16 protein-coding genes are annotated in these 22,393 nt (G+C 59.1%); 11 read left to right on the top strand and 5 right to left on the bottom strand.

Annotated features, from left to right (window positions below):
- The first annotated feature begins 9 nt into the window (after nucleotides 1–9).
- The 4 genes from TU84_RS08055 to cysG are packed head-to-tail and all read left to right on the top strand — an operon-like array spanning nucleotide 10 to nucleotide 4,398.
- Entirely contained in the window at nucleotides 10–1,335 is a 1,326-nt protein-coding gene (locus tag TU84_RS08055; RefSeq protein ID WP_048368533.1) for a replication-associated recombination protein A, read from the top strand.
- The gene (gene crcB, locus TU84_RS08050; RefSeq protein WP_048368532.1) at nucleotides 1,332–1,706 is read left to right on the top strand and encodes a fluoride efflux transporter CrcB; all 375 of its coding nucleotides are present in this window, start codon (nucleotides 1,332–1,334) and stop codon (nucleotides 1,704–1,706) included. Before TU84_RS08055 ends, crcB begins: the two co-directional genes overlap by 4 nt.
- 16 nt (nucleotides 1,707–1,722) lie before the next feature.
- Nucleotides 1,723–3,003 (top strand): serine--tRNA ligase, encoded by a 1,281-nt coding sequence (serS, locus tag TU84_RS08045; protein WP_048368531.1) that lies wholly within the window; start codon nucleotides 1,723–1,725, stop codon nucleotides 3,001–3,003.
- Nucleotides 3,004–4,398 (top strand): siroheme synthase CysG, encoded by a 1,395-nt coding sequence (gene cysG / locus TU84_RS08040; protein WP_048368530.1) that lies wholly within the window; start codon nucleotides 3,004–3,006, stop codon nucleotides 4,396–4,398.
- A 92-nt stretch (nucleotides 4,399–4,490) separates the two neighbouring features.
- On the opposite strand, the gene TU84_RS08035 is transcribed toward cysG, so the two are convergent.
- The 4 genes from TU84_RS08035 to mnmC form a co-directional block, all read right to left on the bottom strand.
- Complete coding sequence (locus TU84_RS08035) at nucleotides 4,491–5,678, bottom strand: osmoprotectant NAGGN system M42 family peptidase (RefSeq protein ID WP_048368529.1); 1,188 nt, start codon at nucleotides 5,676–5,678, stop codon at nucleotides 4,491–4,493.
- An 86-nt stretch (nucleotides 5,679–5,764) separates the two neighbouring features.
- Nucleotides 5,765–7,510 carry an N-acetylglutaminylglutamine synthetase gene (ngg, locus tag TU84_RS08030; protein WP_048368528.1) on the bottom strand — a complete coding sequence of 582 codons (1,746 nt, stop codon included), beginning with the start codon at nucleotides 7,508–7,510 and terminating at the stop codon, nucleotides 5,765–5,767.
- Nucleotides 7,511–7,513: 3 nt separating this feature from the next.
- On the bottom strand, nucleotides 7,514–9,286 hold the full coding sequence (locus tag TU84_RS08025; RefSeq protein ID WP_048368527.1) for an N-acetylglutaminylglutamine amidotransferase: 1,773 nt from the start codon (nucleotides 9,284–9,286) through the stop codon (nucleotides 7,514–7,516).
- Between the two features lie 308 nt (nucleotides 9,287–9,594).
- The gene (gene mnmC / locus TU84_RS08020) at nucleotides 9,595–11,574 is read right to left on the bottom strand and encodes a bifunctional tRNA (5-methylaminomethyl-2-thiouridine)(34)-methyltransferase MnmD/FAD-dependent 5-carboxymethylaminomethyl-2-thiouridine(34) oxidoreductase MnmC (protein ID WP_048368526.1); all 1,980 of its coding nucleotides are present in this window, start codon (nucleotides 11,572–11,574) and stop codon (nucleotides 9,595–9,597) included.
- Between the two features lie 138 nt (nucleotides 11,575–11,712).
- Here mnmC and pap point away from each other — a divergent pair, with 138 nt between their 5' ends.
- The gene (gene pap, locus TU84_RS08015; RefSeq protein WP_048368525.1) at nucleotides 11,713–13,239 is read left to right on the top strand and encodes a polyphosphate:AMP phosphotransferase; all 1,527 of its coding nucleotides are present in this window, start codon (nucleotides 11,713–11,715) and stop codon (nucleotides 13,237–13,239) included.
- A 621-nt stretch (nucleotides 13,240–13,860) separates the two neighbouring features.
- Here pap and TU84_RS08010 read toward each other — a convergent pair.
- A complete protein-coding gene (locus TU84_RS08010) occupies nucleotides 13,861–15,252 on the bottom strand; it encodes a class II fumarate hydratase (RefSeq protein WP_048368524.1) in 1,392 nt (463 codons plus the stop codon).
- Between the two features lie 194 nt (nucleotides 15,253–15,446).
- Between TU84_RS08010 and TU84_RS08005 the strand changes: the two genes are divergently transcribed.
- From TU84_RS08005 to TU84_RS07980, 6 genes are all read left to right on the top strand, one after another.
- Complete coding sequence (locus TU84_RS08005; RefSeq protein ID WP_048368523.1) at nucleotides 15,447–15,965, top strand: DUF2059 domain-containing protein; 519 nt, start codon at nucleotides 15,447–15,449, stop codon at nucleotides 15,963–15,965.
- Between the two features lie 11 nt (nucleotides 15,966–15,976).
- Nucleotides 15,977–16,273, top strand: a complete 297-nt coding sequence (locus TU84_RS08000) for a BolA family protein (protein ID WP_048368522.1) — start codon at nucleotides 15,977–15,979, stop codon at nucleotides 16,271–16,273.
- Between the two features lie 100 nt (nucleotides 16,274–16,373).
- Nucleotides 16,374–17,312, top strand: a complete 939-nt coding sequence (gene trhO, locus TU84_RS07995; protein ID WP_048368521.1) for an oxygen-dependent tRNA uridine(34) hydroxylase TrhO — start codon at nucleotides 16,374–16,376, stop codon at nucleotides 17,310–17,312.
- 1 nt (nucleotide 17,313) lies between these two features.
- Nucleotides 17,314–17,949 carry a DsbA family protein gene (locus TU84_RS07990; protein ID WP_048368520.1) on the top strand — a complete coding sequence of 212 codons (636 nt, stop codon included), beginning with the start codon at nucleotides 17,314–17,316 and terminating at the stop codon, nucleotides 17,947–17,949.
- Nucleotides 17,942–19,759 (top strand): ABC transporter ATP-binding protein, encoded by a 1,818-nt coding sequence (locus tag TU84_RS07985; protein ID WP_048368519.1) that lies wholly within the window; start codon nucleotides 17,942–17,944, stop codon nucleotides 19,757–19,759. Before TU84_RS07990 ends, TU84_RS07985 begins: the two co-directional genes overlap by 8 nt.
- Before the next feature lie 144 nt (nucleotides 19,760–19,903).
- Nucleotides 19,904–22,363 (top strand): EAL domain-containing protein, encoded by a 2,460-nt coding sequence (locus TU84_RS07980; RefSeq protein WP_048368518.1) that lies wholly within the window; start codon nucleotides 19,904–19,906, stop codon nucleotides 22,361–22,363.
- Nucleotides 22,364–22,393: the final 30 nt, after the last annotated feature.

The following is a 22,393-nucleotide window of genomic DNA, read 5'->3' as shown; positions in this document are numbered from 1 at the left end:
AACGCCGCTATGGATCTGTTTCGAAGTGCACCGATTGCCCAGCCCTTGGCCGCCCGTCTACGGGCGACCAATCTGGATGAGTATGTCGGTCAACAACACCTGCTCGCCCGGGGCAAGCCCCTGCGTGAAGCGCTGGAGCAGGGCGCGCTGCACTCGATGATCTTCTGGGGGCCGCCCGGTGTGGGTAAAACCACGCTGGCGCGGCTGCTGGCTGAAGTCTCGGATGCTCATTTTGAAACGGTCTCGGCCGTCCTGGCCGGGGTCAAGGAGATCCGCCAGGCGGTGGAAATCGCCAAGCAGCAAGCCGGCCAGTACGGGCGGCGGACCATTCTGTTTGTCGACGAAGTGCACCGCTTCAACAAGTCGCAGCAAGATGCGTTCTTGCCCTACGTTGAAGACGGCACCCTGATTTTTATCGGTGCGACCACCGAAAACCCCTCCTTTGAGCTCAACAACGCCCTGTTGTCACGGGCGCGGGTCTACGTGCTCAAAAGCCTCGACGAGGCGGCGTTGCGCAAGTTGGTACACCGGGCGTTGACCGAAGACAAAGGCCTGGGCAAACGCGGCTTGACCTTGGGCGATGAGGGTTTCCAGACGTTGCTCAGGGCCGCTGATGGCGATGGCCGACGTTTGCTCAACCTGCTGGAAAACGCCTCTGACCTGGCCGAAGACCACAGTGAAATCGGCGTCGACCTGTTGCATGACTTGCTGGGCGATACCCAGCGGCGCTTCGACAAAGGCGGTGAAGCGTTTTACGACCAGATCTCGGCCTTGCACAAATCGGTGCGTGGCTCCAATCCGGACGGTGCGTTGTACTGGTTTGCGCGCATGATCGACGGCGGTTGTGACCCGCTGTACATCGCGCGCCGGGTGGTGCGCATGGCCAGTGAAGATATCGGCAACGCTGACCCGCGGGCCTTGAGCCTGTGCCTGTCAGCCTGGGACGTGCAAGAGCGTCTAGGCAGCCCCGAAGGCGAGCTGGCCGTGGCCCAGGCCATTACTTACCTGGCCTGTGCGCCGAAAAGCAACGCGGTGTACATGGGCTTCAAGGCCGCGCTGCGCAGCGCCGCCGAATACGGTTCGCTCGAAGTCCCGCTGCATTTGCGCAATGCCCCGACCAAGCTCATGAAGCAATTGGGTTATGGCGACGAATACCGTTACGCCCACGATGAGCCTGATGCCTATGCTGCCGGTGAAGACTACTTCCCGGATGAGCTGGAGCCGTTACCGTTGTATCAGCCCGTCCCGCGCGGGCTCGAATTGAAGATTGGCGAGAAGCTTAAACACCTGGCTGCACTTGATCGGGCCAGCCCTCTACAGCGGAGAAAACCTTGATTCCTTTGATCGCTGCGGTAACGGTGGGCGGTATTGCAGGTACATTGTTGCGTTTCGCCACGGGCAATTGGGTGAACGCCAATTGGCCAAAGCACTTCTATACCGCGACATTGGCCGTTAATATCGTGGGCTGCCTGCTGATTGGCATCCTTTACGGACTTTTTTTAATCCGCCCGGAAGTACCGATTGAAGTCCGCGCCGGATTAATGGTCGGTTTCCTGGGTGGTTTGACCACTTTTTCATCCTTTTCACTGGATACGGTGCGCCTGCTGGAAAGCGGGCAAGTGCCTTTGGCACTGGGCTATGCAGCCATCAGCGTATTCGGCGGGCTGCTTGCAACCTGGGCTGGCCTGTCCCTGACCAAACTTTGATAAACGAGAAACCGACATGCTCGATTCCAAACTGTTACGTACGAACCTGCAGGACGTAGCGGATCGCCTGGCATCCCGTGGCTTTAAGCTGGACGTGGCGCGCATCGACGCGCTGGAAGCCAAGCGTAAAGAAGTTCAAACCCTGACCGAGCGTCTGCAGGCTGAGCGCAATGCCATCTCCAAGAGCATTGGCCAGGCCAAGGCGCGCGGCGAAGACATCGCGCCACTGATGGCCAGTGTAGAAACCATGGGCAGCGATCTGGCCAACGGCAAGGTTGAACTGGATGCCATCCAGACCGAACTGGACTCGATTCTGTTGAGCCTGCCGAACCTGCCGGATGAATCGGTACCGGTGGGTGCGGACGAAGACGACAACGTCGAAGTTCGCCGCTGGGGCACGCCAAAAGCCTTTGATTTCGAGATCAAGGACCACGTCGCCCTGGGCGAGCAACACGGCTGGCTGGATTTTGAAACTGCCGCCAAATTGTCCGGCGCCCGTTTTGCCTTGCTGCGTGGGCCGATCGCTCGCCTGCACCGCGCCCTGGCGCAGTTCATGATCAACCTGCACATCAACGAACACGGCTACGAAGAGGCATACACGCCTTACCTGGTTCAGGCACCTGCGCTGCAGGGCACTGGCCAGTTGCCCAAGTTCGAAGAAGACCTGTTCAAGATCAGCCGCGAAGGCGAAGCCGATCTGTACTTGATCCCGACCGCTGAAGTGTCGCTGACCAACATCGTTGCGGGCGAGATCGTCGATCACAAATCGCTGCCGATCAAGTTTGTGGCGCACACGCCATGCTTCCGCAGTGAGGCCGGTGCTTCGGGCCGCGACACGCGCGGCATGATTCGCCAGCACCAGTTCGACAAGGTTGAAATGGTGCAGATCGTCGAGCCTTCGACGTCGATGGACGCGCTGGAAGGCCTGGTCGGCAACGCCGAAAAAGTTCTGCAACTGCTCGAACTGCCATACCGCACCTTGGCGCTGTGCACCGGCGACATGGGCTTCAGCGCAAGCAAGACCTACGATCTGGAAGTGTGGATCCCGAGCCAGGACAAGTACCGCGAGATCTCGTCGTGCTCCAACTGCGGCGATTTCCAGGCCCGTCGTATGCAGGCGCGTTTCCGTAACACCGAAACCGGCAAGCCTGAGCTGGTTCACACCCTCAACGGTTCCGGCCTGGCGGTCGGTCGTACGCTGGTGGCCGTGCTGGAAAACTACCAGCAGGCCGACGGCTCGATCCGTGTGCCAGAAGTGCTTAAGCCTTACATGGGCGGTATTGAGGTCATCGGCTAAATGGAGTTTCTGCCGCTGTTTCATAACCTGCGTGGCCGCCGTGTGCTGGTGGTCGGCGGTGGCGAGATTGCCTTGCGCAAATCTCGCCTGCTGGCCGATGCCGGTGCGGTGTTGCGGGTCGTTGCGCCCGCGATAGAGCCACAGTTGTGCGAGTTGGTAAACAGTAGCGGCGGTGAGCAGGTGTTGCGCGGTTATGTCGAGGCCGACCTTGACGGGTGCGGGCTGGTCATCGCCGCCACCGACGATGAGCCGCTCAACGCTCAAGTGTCCGCTGATGCCCATCGACGTTGCGTGCCGGTCAACGTGGTCGACGCGCCTGCGCTGTGCAGCGTGATTTTCCCTGCCATCGTTGATCGCTCGCCGTTGATCGTTGCCATCTCCAGTGGCGGCGATGCGCCGGTGCTGGCGCGATTGATTCGGGCCAAGATTGAAACCTGGATCCCCTCGACCTATGGGCAACTGGCGGGCTTGGCTGCGCGTTTTCGCAGTCAGGTAAAAAACCTGTTCCCGGATGTGCAACAGCGTCGCGGCTTCTGGGAAGACGTGTTTCAGGGCCCGATTGCCGACCGTCAGTTGGCCGGGCAGGGTGCTGAGGCAGAACGTCTGCTAGAGGCCAAGATCAATGGCGAAGCGACGGTGACCACGGGTGAGGTTTACCTCGTGGGCGCCGGGCCGGGTGACCCGGATCTGCTGACCTTCCGCGCCTTGCGCCTTATGCAACAGGCGGACGTGGTGCTCTACGACCGTCTGGTGGCACCGGCGATTCTGGAACTGTGCCGCCGCGATGCCGAGCGTATCTACGTAGGCAAGCGACGTGCTGATCACGCAGTGCCGCAAGACCAGATCAACCAGCAACTGGTGGACTTGGCCAAGCAAGGCAAGCGCGTGGTGCGGCTCAAAGGCGGTGATCCGTTCATCTTTGGCCGTGGTGGCGAAGAAATCGAAGAGCTGGCAGCCCACGGGATTCCCTTCCAGGTGGTGCCGGGCATTACCGCCGCCAGCGGTTGCGCGGCCTATGCCGGTATTCCGTTGACCCATCGTGACTACGCGCAATCCGTGCGTTTCGTGACAGGCCACCTAAAGGACGGCACCAGCAACTTGCCATGGAACGATCTTGTCGCTCCGGCGCAAACCTTGGTGTTCTACATGGGCCTGATTGGCTTGCCGATTATCTGCGAGCAACTGATTGCCCATGGTCGCTCGGCGGACACCCCGGCTGCATTGATCCAGCAAGGCACCACCTCTAACCAGCGAGTGTTTACCGGCACGTTGAAAGACCTGCCGACCTTGGTCGCAGAGCACGAAGTGCATGCCCCGACCCTGGTGATCGTCGGCGAAGTGGTGTTGCTGCGTGAGAAGCTGGCGTGGTTCGAAGGCGCCCAGTCGCAGGTTTAACTGCGGTGCAAAACACTGTAGGAGCGAGCTCGTCTCGCGATCTTTTGATCCTTTAAAAGATCACGAGGCAAGTTAGCTCCTGCAAATTATTTTCAGCTCCTGTTTTCCCCCACCAGGCTGTCGACCGACGGCACGCGGGTATCGCTTTCCATCTGGGCATCGTGCTCCAACTGGTGACTAAAACGGTCCAGTGAGCCTTGCGCCGGTTGGGCGTCGCTGGCAAAAACCGGCGGGCTCAGCAGGTAAGCACTCAATAAGCGGCTCAATCCCGCCAGACTATCAATGTGCGTGCGCTCATAACCGTGGGTCGCGTCGCAACCAAATGCCAGCAAGGCACAGCGAATGTCGTGCCCCGCCGTGACGGCTGAATGCGCATCACTGAAGTAGTAACGGAACATATCGCGGCGTACCGGTATGTCGTTGTGGGTCGCCAAACCCAACAGGTGCCGTGACAAATGGTAGTCATACGGGCCACCCGAATCCTGCATGGCCACGCTGACTGCATGTTCACTGGAGTGCTGGCCCTCGGCGACGGGCGCAATATCAATGCCGACAAACTCACTCACGTCCCACGGCAAGGCTGCCGCCGCGCCACTGCCGGTTTCTTCGGTGATGGTGAACAGCGGATGGCAGTCGATCAGTGGTTGCTCACCACTCTCGACGATGGCCTTGAGTGCGGCCAGCAAGGCAGCAACACCGGCTTTGTCGTCCAGGTGCCGGGCGCTGATATGGCCGCTTTCGGTGAACTCGGGCAGCGGGTCAAAGGCGACAAAATCCCCAACATTGACCCCCAATGAATCGCAGTCGGCACGCGTCACGCAGTAGGCGTCCAGGCGCAACTCAATGTGGTCCCAGCTCACCGGCAATTCATCCACGGCGGTATTAAACGCATGGCCGGACGCCATTAATGGCAACACGCTGCCGCGAATCACGCCGTTGTCAGTAAACAGGCTGACCCGGCTGCCTTCGGCAAAGCGGCTGGACCAGCAACCAACCGGGGCCAGCACCAGACGGCCGTTGTCTTTGATGGCCCTAACGCTGGCGCCAATGGTGTCCAGGTGAGCTGACACGGCGCGGTCCGGGCCGCTCTGCTGGCCTTTAATCGTGGCGCGCAAGGTGCCGCGCCGGGTCAGTTCAAAGGGGATGCCCAATTCTTCAAGCCGCTCAGCGACGTAACGCACGATGGTGTCGGTAAACCCGGTCGGGCTGGGGATGGCAAGCATTTCCAGGAGAACCCGTTGCAGGTACTCAAGGTCAGGTTCTGGCAGGGCATGACTCATAAAAGCTCCTTTTGCGGGAGAGGCAGTACATAGGGATTGTTGACGTTTCAATGCAGGCGCGAAGAAACGTCAACAGACCCCACCGTTCAGGGGGCGGGCTGGCTGTGCGGAAACAGCAAGTCGATAAAGCGCTCAGCGGTGGGCTGCGGTTCATGGTTGGCCAGCCCGGCGCGCTCGTTCGCTTCGATAAACACGTACTCGGGCTGGTCGGCGCCGGGCACCATCATGTCGAGCCCAACCACCGGGATATCCAGTGCCCGGGCGGCCCGCACGGCCGCATCGGCGAGAACCGGGTGAAGGATGGCCGTGACGTCTTCCAGGCAGCCGCCGGTATGCAAGTTGGCCGTGCGGCGCACCGCCAGCAACTGGCCAGCAGGCAGGATGCTGTCGTAGTCGTAACCAGCCGCTTGCACGGCACGCAGGGTTTCGGCGTCCAGCGGGATGCGGCTTTCGCCTTGGGTGGCGGCCTGACGGCGACGGCTTTGGGCTTCGATCAGTTGACGGACGTTGTGCTGGCCATCGCCGATGACCTGGGCCGGGCGCCGAATGGCGGCCGCGACCACTTCATAACCAATCACTACGATGCGCAGGTCATGGCCTTCGTGGAAGCTTTCGAGCAACACCCGGCTGTCAAAGGCCTGCGCCGCCTTGATCGCATCCTGCACGTGTTCAATGGTTTGCAAATCAACCGCTACCCCATTGCCTTGCTCGCCATCCAGCGGTTTGACCACCACCCGCAGGTGTTCTTCGAGAAACGCGAGGTTGTCATCGGCATTGCCTGCGCGTTGTTGGGTTGGCACGTTCAAACCTGCGGCGCTGAGCACTTTGTGGGTCAGGCTCTTGTCCTGACACAGGCTCATGCTGATGGAGCTGGTCAGATCGGTCAGCGACTCGCGACAGCGAATACGCCGTCCGCCATGGCTGAGGGTGAACAGCCCGGCGTTGGCGTCATCGATGTGCACATCGATGCCGCGTTTGTAGGCTTCCTCAACCAAAATCTGCGCATACGGGTTAAGTCCTGCCTCCGGGCCAGGGCCGAGAAACAACGGTTGGTTGATACCGTTTTTACGTTTGATGGCAAATGTCGACAGGGTGCGAAAGCCCAGTTTGCGGTAGAGGTTCTTGGCTTGCTGGTTGTTGTGCAGCACCGACAGGTCGAGATAACTCAAACCGCGGCTCATAAAGTGTTCGACCAGATGCCGCACCAGCACTTCGCCAACACCGGGGCGCGAGCAATGTGGGTCAACCGCCAGGCACCACAGGCTGCTGCCATTTTCCGGGTCATGGAATGCCGTGTGGTGGTTCAGGCCCATGATGCTGCCAATTACCACGCCGCTGTCCTCGTCTTCGGCCAGCCAGTACACCGGGCCACCGTTATGACGTGCGGTGAGCAAGTCCGGGTCGACCGGCAGCATGTTGCGCGCCTGATACAAGGCATTGACCGCGCTCCAGTCGGCCTCGCTGCGCACTCGACGAATGCGGAAACCACGAAACACCCGGGTTGCCGGACGGTAATCGGTGAACCACAGGCGCAAGGTGTCCGAAGGGTCGAGAAACAGTTGTTGCGGTGACTGCGCCAAGACCTGTTGCGGCGCGGCCACATATAGGGCGATATCGCGTTCCCCGGCTTGTTCGTTCAGCAGTTCGTTGGCCAGGCGTGCCGGGTCGGGGAAGGTGTGCCCGATCAGCAAGCGGCCCCAGCCGCAGTGCACGGCGACCGGCTGCGTATCCAGCGCGCTGCCATCTTCGGCAAAGCGCGCCTGGAGTCGCTCGTAGGAGGGCGTTTGCCCGCGCAGTAAACGTTGGCTATAGGCGGTGGCAAGGGGTTTCATTGATCAAATTCCTTGTTCGCTCAGCCACAGATTCAGGGCTGCCAATTGCCACAGTTTGGAACCGTTCAGTGGCGTCAGTTGGCTTTGCGGATGGCTCAGCAAGCTATCCAGCATGGCCGGCTGAAACAGCCCGCGATCCTGGCTTGGGTCCAGCAATAGATCGCGTACCCAATTGCGCGTGTTGCCTTCCAGATGCTTGAGACCGGGTACCGGGAAGTAGCCTTTTTTGCGGTCGATGACTTCGCTGGGGATCACCAGGCGCGCGGCTTCCTTGAGCACATGCTTGCCGCCGTTGGGCAGCTTGAAACGCGCCGGGATGCGCGCCGACAGTTCCGCCAGGCGGTAATCCAGAAACGGTGTACGCGCTTCAAGGCCCCAGGCCATGGTCATGTTATCGACACGCTTCACCGGGTCATCCACCAGCATTACCGTGCTGTCCAGACGCAGCGCCTTGTCGACGCCCGCATCGGCGCCGGGCTGGGCAAAGTGCTCGCGCACAAAGTCACCGGCAGCATCGTTGGCGGTCAGCCATTGTGGCTGCACCGTGGCCTGGTACTCGGCATAGCTGCGATCAAAAAAGGCCTCGCGGTAGGCCGCGTAAGGATCGCTGGCGCCATCAACTTGCGGGTACCAGTGGTAACCGGCAAACAATTCATCAGCGCCCTGGCCGCTTTGCACCACCTTGCAATGTTTGGCGACTTCGCGCGACAGCAGGTAAAAGGCGATGCAGTCGTGACTGACCATCGGCTCGCTCATGGCCCGGAAGGCCGCCGGCAATTGCTCGATGATTTCGTTTTCGCCAATGCGTAACTGGTGATGACGGGTGCCGTAATGCTCGGCAATCAGATCCGAATACTCGAATTCATTCCCGCGCTCGCCGCCTGCGTCTGCAAAGCCAATGGAAAAGGTCGACAGGTCTTGTACGCCGACTTCCCGCAGCAAACCGACCAGCAGGCTGGAGTCGACACCGCCTGACAACAGCACCCCGACATCGACCGCAGCGCGCTGGCGAATGGCGACGGCTTTACGGGTGCTGTCCAGTACGCGTTCGCGCCAGTCTTCAAATGTTAGATTGGTCTCATCTGCATGCGGGCCGTAGGGCAGTGTCCACCAGGTTTTCTGCTCGGTGGTGCCGTCGGCGTCAATGCGCAGCCACGTAGCAGGCGGCAGTTTTTCAATGCCTGCAATCAGCGTGCGCGGGGCCGGGACCACGGCGTGGAAGTTCAAGTAGTGGTTCAGCGCGACCGGGTCGAGCATCGGGTTGATATCGCCGCCTTTAAGCAGGGCGGGCAGGGTGGAGGCAAAGCGCAGGCGTTCGCCGGTGCGTGACAGGTACAGGGGTTTTACGCCCAGACGGTCGCGGGCAATGAACAAGCGTTTTGCATCTCGCTCCCATATGGCAAAAGCGAACATGCCATTGAGCTTGGGCAGCAAGGCTTCGCCCCAGGCGTGGTAGCCCTTGAGCAAGACCTCGGTGTCGCCGCCGGAGTAAAAGGCGTAGCCAAGCGCTTCGAGTTCGGCGCGCAACTCGGGGAAGTTGTAGATCGCCCCGTTGAACGCCAGCGACAGGCCCAACTGGTTGTCGATCATGGGTTGCGCTGAGCCGTCCGATAAATCCATGATTTTCAGACGACGATGGCCCAGGGCTATCGGCCCCTGGCTATGAAAACCCCAGGCATCGGGGCCACGTGGAGCAAGGTGGTGGGTGATGCGTTCGATGGCCGCCAGGTCGGCAGGTTGATGATCAAAACGTAACTCGCCAGCTAATCCGCACATGGTGTGTAAATCCTTGGTATTTCGGCATGTGTGTCACTACCGCTTCAGTCGCCATCCCTAGGGGATGTGGGCAGCGCGGGCACGGTTTAGAGAAGGCATAGCGGCTAGCCATGCCTTCAGCCCAAGCGACGCACAGGCGATAAAAATGCCGCGCGCCGCGATGAATGACCGTGTTTTATCGAGTGATCGTGGTCTGGATCGTTCAATAAAATTTACCAACGGTGCTTGTTCGCGGCGCGGATCGGGTCTACGCAAGGGGCGGTTGGCCCCGGCAGCGCGGGGGCGCACTGCCGGATTGAAGGCCGGTTTTAAAGCCTGCGCACCAGGGCGCGCACGGCAAAACGGTTAGGGTGGCAAGCTTCTGCGACCGGGCGGGGCAGAGGCAGGGGTTCGTCGTTGATCCAGGCGGCAAGCAGTTCGCCAGATAGCGGTGCAGTGATCAAACCGCGTGAGCCATGGCCGCTGTTGACGTACAAACCGTCAAGCCACGGGCATTGGGTATCGGGCACCTGCCGGGCGTCCTTGCTGAGCACGGCATAGGCCTGGCTGAATGCTTCTGGATCGGCCAGCGGCCCGACAATCGGCAGGTAGTCGGGGCTAGTGCAACGAAACGCGGCCCAGCCTTGCAAGGTCTGCGGGTTGAGGTTTGCTTCGCCGAGACGCTGTACCAGGTCAGGCGAAATTTCTTCCAGCAAATCCAGATTGCCCTGATGGCCTTCAGGTGTGGTGGTCAGGTCTTCGTTGTGAAAATCGAAGCTGGCGCCCACCGTGTGCTCGCCCAAACGCCCCGGCGCCACATAACCTTCGGCGCAGACCACGGTTTTAAGTACTGCGCTTTGCGGGGTTTCGAGCAGTTGGGTGATTTGCCCGCGAATGCGTTTGAGCGGCAAACCGCTGCTGGCCGGGAAGCGTTTGACCTCGGCCGCCCCGGCCAGAATCACCACAGGTGCGCTGGCCAGTACCTGTTCACCCTGGCATGCCTGCCATTGGCCCTGCACTTTATTGAGTTGCAGCACATCATGGAGGGTCAAGACGCTGACGTTGGGGTGCAGCGTCTGAAACTGGCATAAAGCGGGCGGATGCACCCAGCCGCCTTCCGGGTAAAAAAGCCCGCCATGGGCCAGGTCTATACCTGCCAAGGCTTGTGCCTGGGGTTGATCCAGCACGTGCACCAGCGCGGGCGGGAAGGCAGCGGCCAGTTGCTCCTGACGCTCGGCCTCTTTGGCATTGAAGCCCAGTTGCAACACGCCGCAATCATCCCAGTCGCGTCCGCGCTGCAAGTGCTCGAGCACGCGGCGGGTGTAGCCAAAGCCACAGACGATCATTTGCGACAGTGCCGTGCCGTGGGCGGACAGCTTGAGGTACAACACCCCTTGTGGGTTGCCGGAGGCTTCTTTGGCCAAGCGTTCGTGACGCTCCAGCAGCAGCACTTTCCAGCCGCGCTTGGCCAGGCTGTTGGCGCTGGCGCAACCCGACAATCCACCGCCGATCACCAGCGCGGTGCGCGGGCCGCTGATCTGTGGTGGGCGAGCGAACCAGGGTTTGACCGTGGCGCCGGGCAAAGCGGTTTCTGGCAAGCCGAGAAAGACCCCGCGCAGGATCTCCCACTTATGGCCGATACCCGGCGTGCGGCGCATTTTAAACCCGGCCTCATTCAGCGCGCGGCGTACCCAGCCGGTGCTGGTAAAGGTGCTGAGGGTGGACTCGGGAGCGGCCAAACGGGCCAGTTGTGCGAACAGTTCGGGCGTCCACATGTCCGGGTTTTTCGCGGGGGCGAAGCCGTCCAGAAACCACGCGTCGATCTGCGCATCGAGCTGTGGCAGTTGCTCCAGCGCATCGCCGATCAGCAGCGTGAGCGTGACCCGGCCATTGACCAGGCTGAGGATTTGGAACCCCGGATGGATGGCCCAATAGCTGGCCAGCAGTTGCTCGCTGTAGTGCGCCAGCTCTGGCCAGAGAGCGAGGGCGCGTTGCAGGTCATCGCGGGTCAGCGGGTATTTTTCGGCACTGATGAAATGCAGCCGGGCCTCAGGGTGCGCCGTTTCGTCGAACAGTTGCCACGCACAGAGAAAGTTGAGGCCGGTCCCGAAGCCGGTTTCACCAATCACAAAATGCGCGTTTGCGGGCAAGGCGCTGAAGCGCTCGCGCAAGGCATTCTGTTCAATAAAGACGTAACGGGTTTCTTCAAGGCCGGACTTGTCTGAAAAATACACGTCGTCAAACAGTCGCGAATGGGGGCGACCCTGGTCATCCCAGTCGAGCTGGGCATTGGGCATTTCAATGGTCATGTGAGGCTCTGCATCGGCAAGGCGGCCATTCTAGCCGATCGGCCACAGCACGACGGATTGATGACAGTTTTATGCGTTTTGTTGTTACGCGCAGGCATCAATCGTCTAGGCTTGTGGCATCTTGCCAGGGAGCTTTCCATGTTCGAATCTGCAGAAATCGGTCATTGCGTCGACAAAGAAACCTACGACAGAGAAGTTCCTGCCCTACGCGAGGCTTTGCTTGAGGCACAGTACGACTTGCATCAGCAAAAGCGCGCAGCGGTGATTGTGCTGATCAACGGCATCGAGGGCGCCGGCAAGGGTGAAACAGTCAAGCTGCTGAGTGAATGGATGGACCCGCGGCTGATTGAGGTGCGTACCTTTGATCAGCAATCGGACGAAGAACTGGCGCGTCCGCCGGCGTGGCGTTACTGGCGTCATTTGCCGGCCAAAGGCCGCATGGGCGTGTTTTTCGGCAATTGGTACAGCCAGATGCTCCAGGCCCGGGTGCACGGGGTGATCAAGGACGCGGTGCTGGATCAAGCGATTACCGGGGCCGAGCGCCTGGAGCGCATGCTCTGTGACGAAGGCGCGGTCATTTTCAAATTCTGGTTTCACTTGTCCAAAAAACAAATGAAAGCACGGCTCAAAGCTTTGAAGGATGACCCGCTGCACAGCTGGCGAATCAGCCCGCTGGACTGGCAGCAATCCAAAACCTACGACAAGTTTGTGCGTTACGGCGAACGTGTACTGCGTCGCACCAGCCGTGATTACGCGCCCTGGCACATCGTTGAGGGTGTAGACCCGCACTACCGCGGCCTGACCGTGGGCAAGATTTTACTCGAAGGGCTGCAAGCCGCGTTAAGCGCGCCCAAAGCACGCCCGCGTTCGATCAACGTGCCGTTGCTGCCAGAAAGCCGAGATGGGTTGAGCCTGCTCGACTGCCTGGACATGACCCAGGTGCTGGAGAAGGATGACTATAAAGAGCAACTGGTCACCGAACAGGCACGGCTATCGGGCCTGATGCGTGACAAGCGCATGCGTCGTCATGCCTTGATTACGGTGTTCGAGGGCAACGATGCAGCGGGCAAGGGCGGTGCCATTCGCCGCGTTGCGGCGGCACTCGACCCGCGTCAATACAACATCGTGCCGATTGCTGCGCCGTCGCAGGACGAGCGCGCACAACCTTACCTCTGGCGCTTTTGGCGACAGATCCCGGGGCGCGGCAAATTCACCATCTTTGACCGCTCGTGGTATGGGCGGGTGCTGGTAGAGCGGGTCGAGGATTTTTGCACCCAGGCCGACTGGATGCGCGCCTACGGCGAAATCAATGATTTCGAAGAACAACTGAAAAACTCGGGGGTGATCGTCGTCAAGTTCTGGTTAGCGATTGATAAAGACACGCAACTGGAGCGTTTTCAGGAGCGGGAAACAATCCCGTTCAAGCGTTTTAAAATCACTGAAGAAGACTGGCGCAATCGCGAGAAGTGGGACCTGTACCGCACCGCTGTGTGCGACATGGTTGACCGCACCAGCACGGAGATTTCGCCCTGGACACTGGTAGCGGCCAATGACAAACGCTGTGCACGGGTCAAAGTGTTGCGCACCATCAACGAAGCGCTGGAAGCCGCCTTTGCCAAAAGCGACAAACACGTCAAGAAGGGCAAGGCCATGATTCGTATCTAGGCGTTGAGCCGCGCTACGCCTCCTGAATTCGATTTCATACGATCTGTAGGAGCTGCCGCAGGCTGCGATCTTTTGACCTTTAACATCAAAAGATCGCAGCCTGCGGCCCCTCTTATCAAACACAAAATAAGTTATTGATTCTAAAGACCCTGTAGGAGCGAGCTTGTCTCGCGATCTTTTGATCTTGATCTGGCTTTTGATCTTGATCTTAGAGGCCCCGTTAAACCACGCTGGCCGAACGCAGGTGTTGCGCAGAGGGTAACCCGGCAGGACGCCGGGTTAGCCGCGACACGGCCAGGGATGGCCGATCGCGGCGGGCCCACGGAGCAATGCCTGTGGTGAGGGCATGCCGAGCCTCAGCGAGGCACCGAGGGGTTGGGGCAAAAAGCGTTTGGTTACTTTGCGCTTTCAAAGTGACGCGCCGTAAGGGCGGAACCCTAAGTGGCCGTTGCCGCAGCAACGGATATGTACAAAAAATCAAGAGCCCCCTCACCCTAGCCCTCTCCCGAAGGAGAGGGAACCGATTGGGGGATGCTGAAGATACTCGCTGTCCTGTTTGCTGCGCGACAGCGCGGCGTCGAAGACGGGGCGGCCCCTCCTACGGGGTTATGGCGTTTGTTTTTAATGCTTGCCGGGGCTGAGCATATTTTCCGGGCGTACCCACTCGTTGAATTCTTCGTCGGTCAGGTAACGCAACTCCAGCGCCGCTTCGCGCAAGGTCAACCCTTCGGCATAGGCTTTTTTGGCGATTTGCGCCGACTTGTCGTAGCCGATATGGGGGTTGAGTGCAGTCACCAGCATCAGGCCGCGCTCCAGGTGCTCGGCCATTTTGCCCGCGTCCGGCTCAAGCCCGGTCACGCAGTGTTCATTGAAGTTGCTGCAACCGTCGGCCAGCAGTTTGATCGACTGCAGCAAGTTATGAATGATCACCGGCTTGTACACGTTGAGCTGCAAATGCCCCTGGCTGGCGGCAAAGCCAATCGCCACGTCATTGCCCAGCACCTGACAGGCGAGCATCGACAACGCTTCGCATTGGGTCGGGTTGACCTTGCCCGGCATGATCGAGCTGCCCGGTTCGTTAGCCGGCAGTTTGATTTCGGCCAGCCCTGCGCGTGGGCCGGAACCCAGCAGGCGGAAGTCATTGGCCAGTTTCATCAAGGTAACGGCCAGGGTTTTCAGGGCGCCCGACAAGGTGGTCAGCGGCTCATGCCCGGCCAGCGCGGCAAATTTATTGGGGGCGGTGACAAACGGCAGGCCCGACAGGGCGGCAAGTTCGGCGGCAATGGCTTCGGCAAAGCCGTGTGGCGCATTCAGCCCGGTGCCCACGGCGGTGCCGCCCTGAGCCAGTTCGCAAACGGCCGGCAGGGCTGAGCGAATGGCTTTGTCTGCGTAATCCAGTTGCGCGATGTAAGCCGACAGCTCTTGGCCGAACGTAATGGGGGTCGCGTCCATCATGTGGGTGCGACCGGTTTTAACCAGTTTCATGTGGCGCGCCGACAATTCGGCCAGCCCGCCGGACAACTCACTGATCGCCGGCAGCAGGTGCTCATGCACCGCCTTGGCCGCCGCAATGTGCATGGCCGTCGGGAAGCAGTCGTTGGAGCTTTGCGAGCGGTTGACGTGGTCGTTCGGATGTACTGGCGATTTGCCGCCACGGCCTTTGCCGGCCAGTTCGTTGGCGCGCCCGGCAATCACTTCGTTGGCGTTCATGTTGCTTTGGGTGCCACTGCCGGTTTGCCAGACCACCAAGGGGAATTGATCATCGTGCTGGCCGCCGAGCACTTCGTCGGCCGCCTGTTCAATCAGGCGCGCGATGTCGGCTGGCAAGTCGCCGTTGCGGTCGTTGACGCGGGCCGCGGCTTTTTTGATCAGCACCAGGGCATGCAGTACGGCCAGCGGCATTTTTTCGTTGCCGATGGCAAAGTTGATCAGCGAGCGCTGAGTCTGAGCGCCCCAATAGGCCTCATCCGGTACGTTCACTTCACCCAGGCTGTCGGTTTCGATGCGGCTCATCAGGTCGTTTCTCCTAAAGGTTGATCAGTGAGCTTAGGCGCTCAATCGCCTATAGGAGTTCAAACTTTAGTTTTATTGGTTTTTGTCGGATTGTTGAGAACCGCTATCAGTCTCGGGGTTGAGTGACACACTTTGTTAGGCGCAGAATAGTGGCCCCTGGGGTACGACCTCGCTTGCTAGATAAAGGAAACTCGATGACTCGTCTTCGCGCCATCTGTACTGCAGTTGCTCTGGTATGCGCCAGCGGCCAGGTATTCGCCGATGCTGCCAGCCACGCTGCCAGTGCTGAAACGTTCCTCAAGCTGGCACACGCCGACAAACTGGGGACGCCGGTGTACATGCAAGTGCAGCAAATGTTTGCTCAACGCTTTGAACAAACCAAAGCGCCGGCTGCGAAAAAAGCCTTGCTGGAAACCTACCAGGCCAAAGCCAACACTGCCCTGGACCAAGCCATTGGCTGGGACAAGCTGAAGCCGGACATGGTCAAGCTGTACACCGCCAACTTCAGCGAGTCCGAGCTTAATGACCTGGTGAAGTTCTACCAGTCGCCATTGGGCAAGAAAGTGCTGGAAAAAATGCCGCAACTGACTCAACAGTCTGCCCAGATGACTCAGGCCAAGCTGGAAAGCGCCGTGCCTGTGGTCAACAAGTTGTTGGAAGACATGACCAACGAACTGGTACCGGCTGCACCGGCCCCGGCCAAAAAGAAGTAAGCGGAGTCTGAATGAGCATGCAACAACGTATTGAAACGACGCTGAGCGCGTTGCAACCCGAGCATTTGAGCGTGCTGGATGAGAGCCACATGCACAGCCGTGGGTTGCAGACTCACTTCAAGGCAGTGGTGGTCAGCGAGCAGTTCGACGGGCTCAACCGTGTCAAGCGTCACCAAAAGGTTTACGCCACCCTGGGTGACCTGATGGGTGAGTTCCATGCGTTGGCACTGCACACGTACACGCCTGAAGAATGGGCGAAAATCGACGCAGCCCCGGCCTCGCCGACCTGCGCTGGCGGTGGGCACTAACACACGTTTTTGCTAGAATCCGCAACGCGCCGCTTAGTCGGCGCGTTTTTTTTGCATCCGGTTCACCCTTTGCGAGGGTAGCCACCTGGAGAGATTCACGATGACCGCGCCAATTGTTGTTGCTGCACTGTATAAATTTGTCACCCTGCAAGACTACGTTGAACTGCGTGAACCGTTGCTCAAGGCAATGGTGGATAACGGCATCAAAGGCACTTTGCTGATCGCCGAAGAAGGTATCAATGGCACCGTTTCCGGTAGCCGTGAAGGCATTGACGGCCTGCTGGCATGGCTCAAGACTGACCCGCGCATGGTCGATATTGACCACAAAGAATCCTACTGCGATGACCAGCCGTTCTACCGGACCAAGGTCAAGCTGAAAAAAGAGATCGTCACCCTCGGCGTTGAAGGCGTAGACCCGAACAAAAAAGTCGGTACCTATGTCGACCCCGAAAACTGGAACGCCTTGATCAGCGACCCAGAAGTGTTGCTGATTGACACCCGTAACGATTACGAAGTCTCGATTGGCACCTTTGAAGGCGCCATCGACCCTAAAACCACGAGCTTTCGTGAGTTCCCTGACTACATCAAAGCCAACTTCGACCCGGCTGTGCACAAAAAAGTCGCGATGTTCTGCACCGGCGGCATTCGCTGTGAAAAAGCCTCGAGCTATATGCTCAGCCAAGGGTTTGATGAGGTGTATCACCTCAAGGGCGGCATTCTGAAGTACCTCGAAGAGGTGCCGCAGGAAGAGTCCAAGTGGGAAGGTGACTGCTTTGTATTTGATAACCGCGTCACGGTGCGTCACGACCTGAGCGAAGGCGAGTACGATCAGTGCCACGCTTGCCGCACGCCGATCAACGCTGCAGATCGTGAGTCCGAGCACTACCAGCCGGGTATTAGTTGCCCGCATTGCTGGGACAAGCTGAGCGAGAAAACCCGTCGCAGCGCGATAGATCGTCAAAAGCAGATTGAACTGGCCAAGGCCCGCAATCAGCCGCACCCGATTGGTCATAACTACCGTAAATCTGCCGAGGCCTGATATGTCTGCGCGCCTGCTCTATGTGATGGACCCGATGTGTTCATGGTGTTGGGGTTTTGCGCCTGTCGCGCACGCTCTGATCGAGCAGGCGCAAGCCGCAGGTGTGGAACTGCACCTGGTGGTGGGTGGTTTGCGCACCGGCAACAGTGCGGCGCTTGAGCCTTCGACCCGACGCTACATCCTTGAGCATTGGCAGGCCGTGGCTGACGCCACCGGGCAACCGTTCAACTTTGAGGGAGCCTTGCCCGAGGGTTTTGTTTACGACTGCGAGCCCGCTTGCCGGGCGATAGTGGCAGCACGCGCCCTGGCACCGCAGAAAACCTGGTGCTTGCTCAAGCTTATCCAGCAGGCGTTTTACGCTGAAGGCCGGGATGTCACGCAAAGCAGTGTTTTGGTTGAGTTGGCCGAGCAGGCCGGGTTGCCACGGGCTGAGTTTGCGGCGGCCTTTGACAGCGTCGAGCAACAGGCGGCGACGGCTGCGGACTTTACCTGGGTACAGGACTTGGGCATTGCCGGGTTCCCGACGTTGCTGGCCGAGTGTAATGGTCAATTAGCCTTGCTGACCAATGGCTATCAACCGCTTGAGCCGTTGTCTGAATTGCTCGGCCGCTGGCTGGATCGTGCCACGAGTGCTTGATCCCCTGGCTAAACCGTCAACTGCCCGCACGCCAGACCGGTTGGGCTGGGCTGACATTCGCCGTCTGGCCCTGCGGCATAAAAAAGCCCTGTGGATTGCCAATGGTGTGGCTGTGCTGGCCACGCTGTGCAGTGTGCCGATTCCGTTGCTGCTGCCGCTGTTGGTGGACGAAGTGCTGCTGGGGCATGGCGACGCGGCCCTGAAAGTCATGAACCACTGGTTGCCAGTCGCCTGGCAGAGTTCGGTGGGCTACATCGGCCTGATGCTGGTAGTGACGTTGCTGCTGCGCGTTGGCGCATTGTTGTTTAACGTCCTGCAATCGCGGCTGTTTTCACGGCTGGCCAAAGACATCGTGTTCCGTATCCGGGTGCGCTTGATTGAGCGCTTGAAGCGCATCTCGCTGGCGGAGTACGAGAGCCTGGGCAGCGGCACGGTGACCACGCATTTAGTCACCGACCTCGATACCCTCGACAAGTTTGTCGGCGAAACCCTCAGCCGGTTTTTGGTGGCCATGCTCACCTTGATCGGCACCTCGGCGATTCTGCTGTGGATGAACTGGCAGTTGGCGCTGCTGATCCTGTTGTTTAACCCGTTGGTGATCTACGCCACGGTGCAACTGGGCAAACGCGTCAAACATTTGAAAAAGCTCGAAAACGACAGCACTGGGCGTTTCACCCAGGCGCTGACCGAAACCCTGGATTCAATCCAGGAAGTACGAGCAGGCAATCGTCAGGGCTTTTTCCTCGGTCGCTTACAGCAGCGTGCCCGTGAAGTCAGGGATTTTGCTGCCAACTCGCAGTGGAAAACCGACGCTTCGAACCGGGCCAGCGGGTTGTTGTTCCAGTTCGGCATCGATATTTTCCGCGCGGCCGCGATGTTGACGGTGCTGTTCTCTGACCTGTCGATCGGGCAAATGCTGGCGGTATTCAGTTATCTCTGGTTCATGATCGGCCCGGTCGAGCAGTTGCTGAACCTGCAATACGCTTTTTACGCGGCGGACGGCGCGGTGACACGCATCAACCAGTTGCTGGCGCGTGAGGATGAACCTCACTATCCGGGCGGCGTTGATCCGTTTGCCGGGCGTGAAACAGTCGGCATCGATATCCGCGACCTGAGCTTCAGTTACGGCGAAGAGCGGGTGCTGGACACGCTCAATCTGAGCATCGCTCCTGGCGAGAAAGTAGCGATTGTCGGCACCAGCGGCGGTGGTAAAAGCACTTTGGTGCAATTGCTGCTGGGGCTGTACACGCCACAGTCCGGGAGTATTTCGTTTGGCGGTGTGCGCCAGTCCGATATTGGCCTTGAGGCCATTCGCGAGCATGTGGCGGTGGTGTTGCAACATCCGGCGCTGTTCAACGACACGGTGCGCGCCAACTTGACCATGGGCCGTGAGCGCACGGACGAAGCCTGCTGGCGCGCTCTGGAAATCGCTCAGTTGGATGGCACCATCATGACCCTGCCGCAAGGTCTGGACAGTATCGTTGGGCGTTCCGGGGTGCGTTTGTCGGGTGGTCAGCGCCAGCGCCTGGCGATAGCGCGCATGGTTCTGGCCGAGCCCCGTGTGGTGATTCTCGACGAGGCCACCAGCGCACTGGACGCGGCCACTGAATACAACTTGCACCACGCGTTAGGCGCTTTTTTGAGCGGGCGCACGACGCTGATCATCGCGCACAGGCTGTCTGCGGTAAAACAGGCAGACCGGGTGCTGGTGTTTGACGGTGGCAGCATTGCCGAAGACGGTGAGCATCACCAGTTGATCGCCGAGGGTGGCCTCTACGCGCAGTTGTATGGCCACTTGCAGCAAAGTTGAGGGCGCAGCGTATTTGCCCTTAATGTGTTTTTTGAGGGCTAGTTAGCACTCTGAGGTATCCCTAATGTCGGTTGTTGGCCTAGTCTCAGTTCTTTGAGGCTTTTCCTCTGGTTTTCATCTGACTGCGTGATGCAAAGGGAACTCATGAAGCCAAAACGTACGCTCGGGACGCCCCACCTGCTCGGGATTGTCTGGCCCTTTATTGCGGTTGTACTGTTTCAGGTTTTATTGGGCTGCATGAGTCTCTACATGCTATCGGCCGTAAGGGGCTATGTCGCAGGCGAGAGCTTGTGGTCCAAGGGCCAGAAAGACGCCATCTATTTCTTGAGCTTGTATGCGGATAATCGCGACCCCGCGACCTATGCGCAGTATCAGCAAGCCATTCGCGTGCCTCAGGGCGGCCATAAACTGCGGGTAGCCCTGGACCAGCCCGAGCCGGATATGCAGGCCGCACGCGAAGGTATTCTGCAAGGCGGCAATCGCCCCGAAGACGTCTATGGGCTGATTTGGCTTTATCAAAATTTCCGACATTTCAGCTACCTCGAAAAAGCCATCGCGAAATGGAGCGTGGGCGACGAGTATCTGGACAAGCTCGATAATCTGGCGCAAGAGATACACCGCCAGGTCAGCACGAATCAGGTGTCAGAGGCCGATGTCGCGCAATGGCGCGCGCAGATTTATGCCATCAACGACGCGGTGACCCCCGCAGCCAAGGCGTTCAGCGATGCCTTGGGTGAGGCTTCGCGGTTTATTTTGAAGTTGCTGGTAGCGGTCAACCTGGCCGTGGCCCTGGGATTGATTTGCCTGGCGTTGTTGCGCACCCACAAGATTCTGGTTCAGAGCCGCATATTTGCCGAAGCGCTGCAACTCGAGAAGGAGCGGGCGCAAATCACCCTGGAATCCATTGGTGATGGTGTGATCAGTACCGATGTTGATGGCGCTATTGTGTACATGAACCCAGCTGCCGAGCACTTGACTCACTGGCAGTCTGAACAGGCCCGGGGCGTGCCTTTAGGGGCGCTGTTCAAAATCCTGGATGACAACAGGCCGGATGAAGGCTTCAAGCTGATTGATCATGTGCTCAGCGGTCAGTTGGGCAGCAACAATGAGAACTCCAGGTTTATCCAGCGCATGGATGGCAGTACCGTAGCGGTCACCCTGACCGGCGCGCCGATCTTGCACGCGGGCAAACTTAGCGGCGCGGTGTTGGTGCTGCATGACATGACCCAGGAGCGGCAGTACATCGCCAATCTGTCCTGGCAGGCCACCCATGATGCGCTAACCGGGCTGGCCAACCGCCGTGAGTTTGAATACCGCCTGGAACTGGTGCTGCAAAACCTGGCGCGGCAACAAGGTCGGCACGCGCTGATGTTTTTGGATCTGGACCAATTCAAGCTGGTGAATGACACCTGCGGTCATGCGGCGGGTGACGAGCTTCTGCGCCATATTTGTGCGCTGCTGCAATCCGGTCTGCGTGAAGGCGATACCCTGGCGCGGCTGGGCGGAGATGAGTTCGGCATCTTGCTGGAAAACTGCCCGGCCGATGTGGCTGAGAAAATTGCCGAGGGGTTGCGCCATGCAGTGCAGAGCCTGCACTTCGCCTGGAAGGGGCGTCCGTTCCTCAACACCATCAGTATTGGCCTGGTGCATATTCACGAACTCCCGATCACGCTGGAAGGCTGTATGCGGGCTGCCGACATGGCCTGTTACATGGCCAAGGAGAAAGGCCGGAACCGGGTGCAGGTGTATCACGAGGACGACTCCGAACTGTCCCTGCGCTTTGGTGAAATGAACTGGGTGCAGCGCCTGCACGTGGCGCTGGAAGAAAACCGCTTTTGCCTCTACTCCCAGGCAATCGTTCCGTTGGGGCATGTGGAGGAGCACAGCGGTCACATTGAGATTCTTTTGCGTCTGCATGATGAAAATGAACGCATGATCATGCCTGATCATTTCATCCCGGCCGCCGAACGTTATGGCTTGATGCCGTTGATTGACCGCTGGGTGGTCGAGAATGTCTTCAAGATCATTTCCGAATGCACGGCTCAGCACCCCGGGCGCCCAATGGAAATGTGTGCGATTAACTTGTCGGGCACAACCATTGGTGATGATGAGTTTCTGGCGTTCTTGCACGAACAGTTTGAATGCTATGGCGTTTCGCCCGGGCAAATCTGCTTTGAGATCACTGAAACCAGCGCCATCGCCAATCTGGGCAGCGCCATTCGCTTTATCAATGACCTGAAGGCGCTGGGGTGTCGTTTCTCGCTGGATGACTTCTGCGCGGGTATGTCTTCGTTTGCTTATCTAAAGCACCTGCCGGTGGACTTTTTGAAGATTGATGGCAGTTTCGTCAGAGACATGCTGGATGATCCGATTAATCGGGCTATGGTAGAAGTGATTAATCACATTGGGCACGTGATGGGTAAGCGTACGATTGCAGAGTTCGTCGAGTCTTCGCACATTGAGCAGGCTTTGGTCGAGATCGGTGTCGATTATGCGCAGGGATATGCAGTTGAACGTCCTCACGTGCTGACGTGTGACAGTTTGTGGTGCCGGCCCAAACGCCCCGCGCCGTTGGCCTTGAAGTCGCCGGGCACGTTGCGTTAAGCATTTCCGGATTTGCAAAACCAGCGTGTC

The organism is Pseudomonas helleri, from assembly GCF_001043025.1.
GTDB classification, from domain to species: domain Bacteria; phylum Pseudomonadota; class Gammaproteobacteria; order Pseudomonadales; family Pseudomonadaceae; genus Aquipseudomonas; species Aquipseudomonas helleri.
The sequence above is the reverse complement of the archived record's forward strand: the minus strand, read 5'-3'. Positions and strand labels throughout refer to the sequence as shown.

Coding starts and splice junctions, on each gene's coding strand:
- TU84_RS08035 (WP_048368529.1), bottom strand. CDS start 5,678: ATGAGTCATGCCCTGCCAGAACCTGACCTTGAGTACCTGCAACGGGTT.
- mnmC (WP_048368526.1), bottom strand. CDS start 11,574: ATGACCATTGAAATGCCCAATGCCCAGCTCGACTGGGATGACCAGGGT.
- TU84_RS08000 (WP_048368522.1), top strand. CDS start 15,977: ATGAGCATGCAACAACGTATTGAAACGACGCTGAGCGCGTTGCAACCC.
- TU84_RS08005 (WP_048368523.1), top strand. CDS start 15,447: ATGACTCGTCTTCGCGCCATCTGTACTGCAGTTGCTCTGGTATGCGCC.
- ngg (WP_048368528.1), bottom strand. CDS start 7,510: ATGAAACCCCTTGCCACCGCCTATAGCCAACGTTTACTGCGCGGGCAA.
- pap (WP_048368525.1), top strand. CDS start 11,713: ATGTTCGAATCTGCAGAAATCGGTCATTGCGTCGACAAAGAAACCTAC.
- TU84_RS07980 (WP_048368518.1), top strand. CDS start 19,904: ATGAAGCCAAAACGTACGCTCGGGACGCCCCACCTGCTCGGGATTGTC.
- cysG (WP_048368530.1), top strand. CDS start 3,004: ATGGAGTTTCTGCCGCTGTTTCATAACCTGCGTGGCCGCCGTGTGCTG.
- serS (WP_048368531.1), top strand. CDS start 1,723: ATGCTCGATTCCAAACTGTTACGTACGAACCTGCAGGACGTAGCGGAT.
- TU84_RS07990 (WP_048368520.1), top strand. CDS start 17,314: ATGTCTGCGCGCCTGCTCTATGTGATGGACCCGATGTGTTCATGGTGT.
- TU84_RS08025 (WP_048368527.1), bottom strand. CDS start 9,286: ATGTGCGGATTAGCTGGCGAGTTACGTTTTGATCATCAACCTGCCGAC.
- trhO (WP_048368521.1), top strand. CDS start 16,374: ATGACCGCGCCAATTGTTGTTGCTGCACTGTATAAATTTGTCACCCTG.
- TU84_RS08010 (WP_048368524.1), bottom strand. CDS start 15,252: ATGAGCCGCATCGAAACCGACAGCCTGGGTGAAGTGAACGTACCGGAT.
- TU84_RS08055 (WP_048368533.1), top strand. CDS start 10: ATGGATCTGTTTCGAAGTGCACCGATTGCCCAGCCCTTGGCCGCCCGT.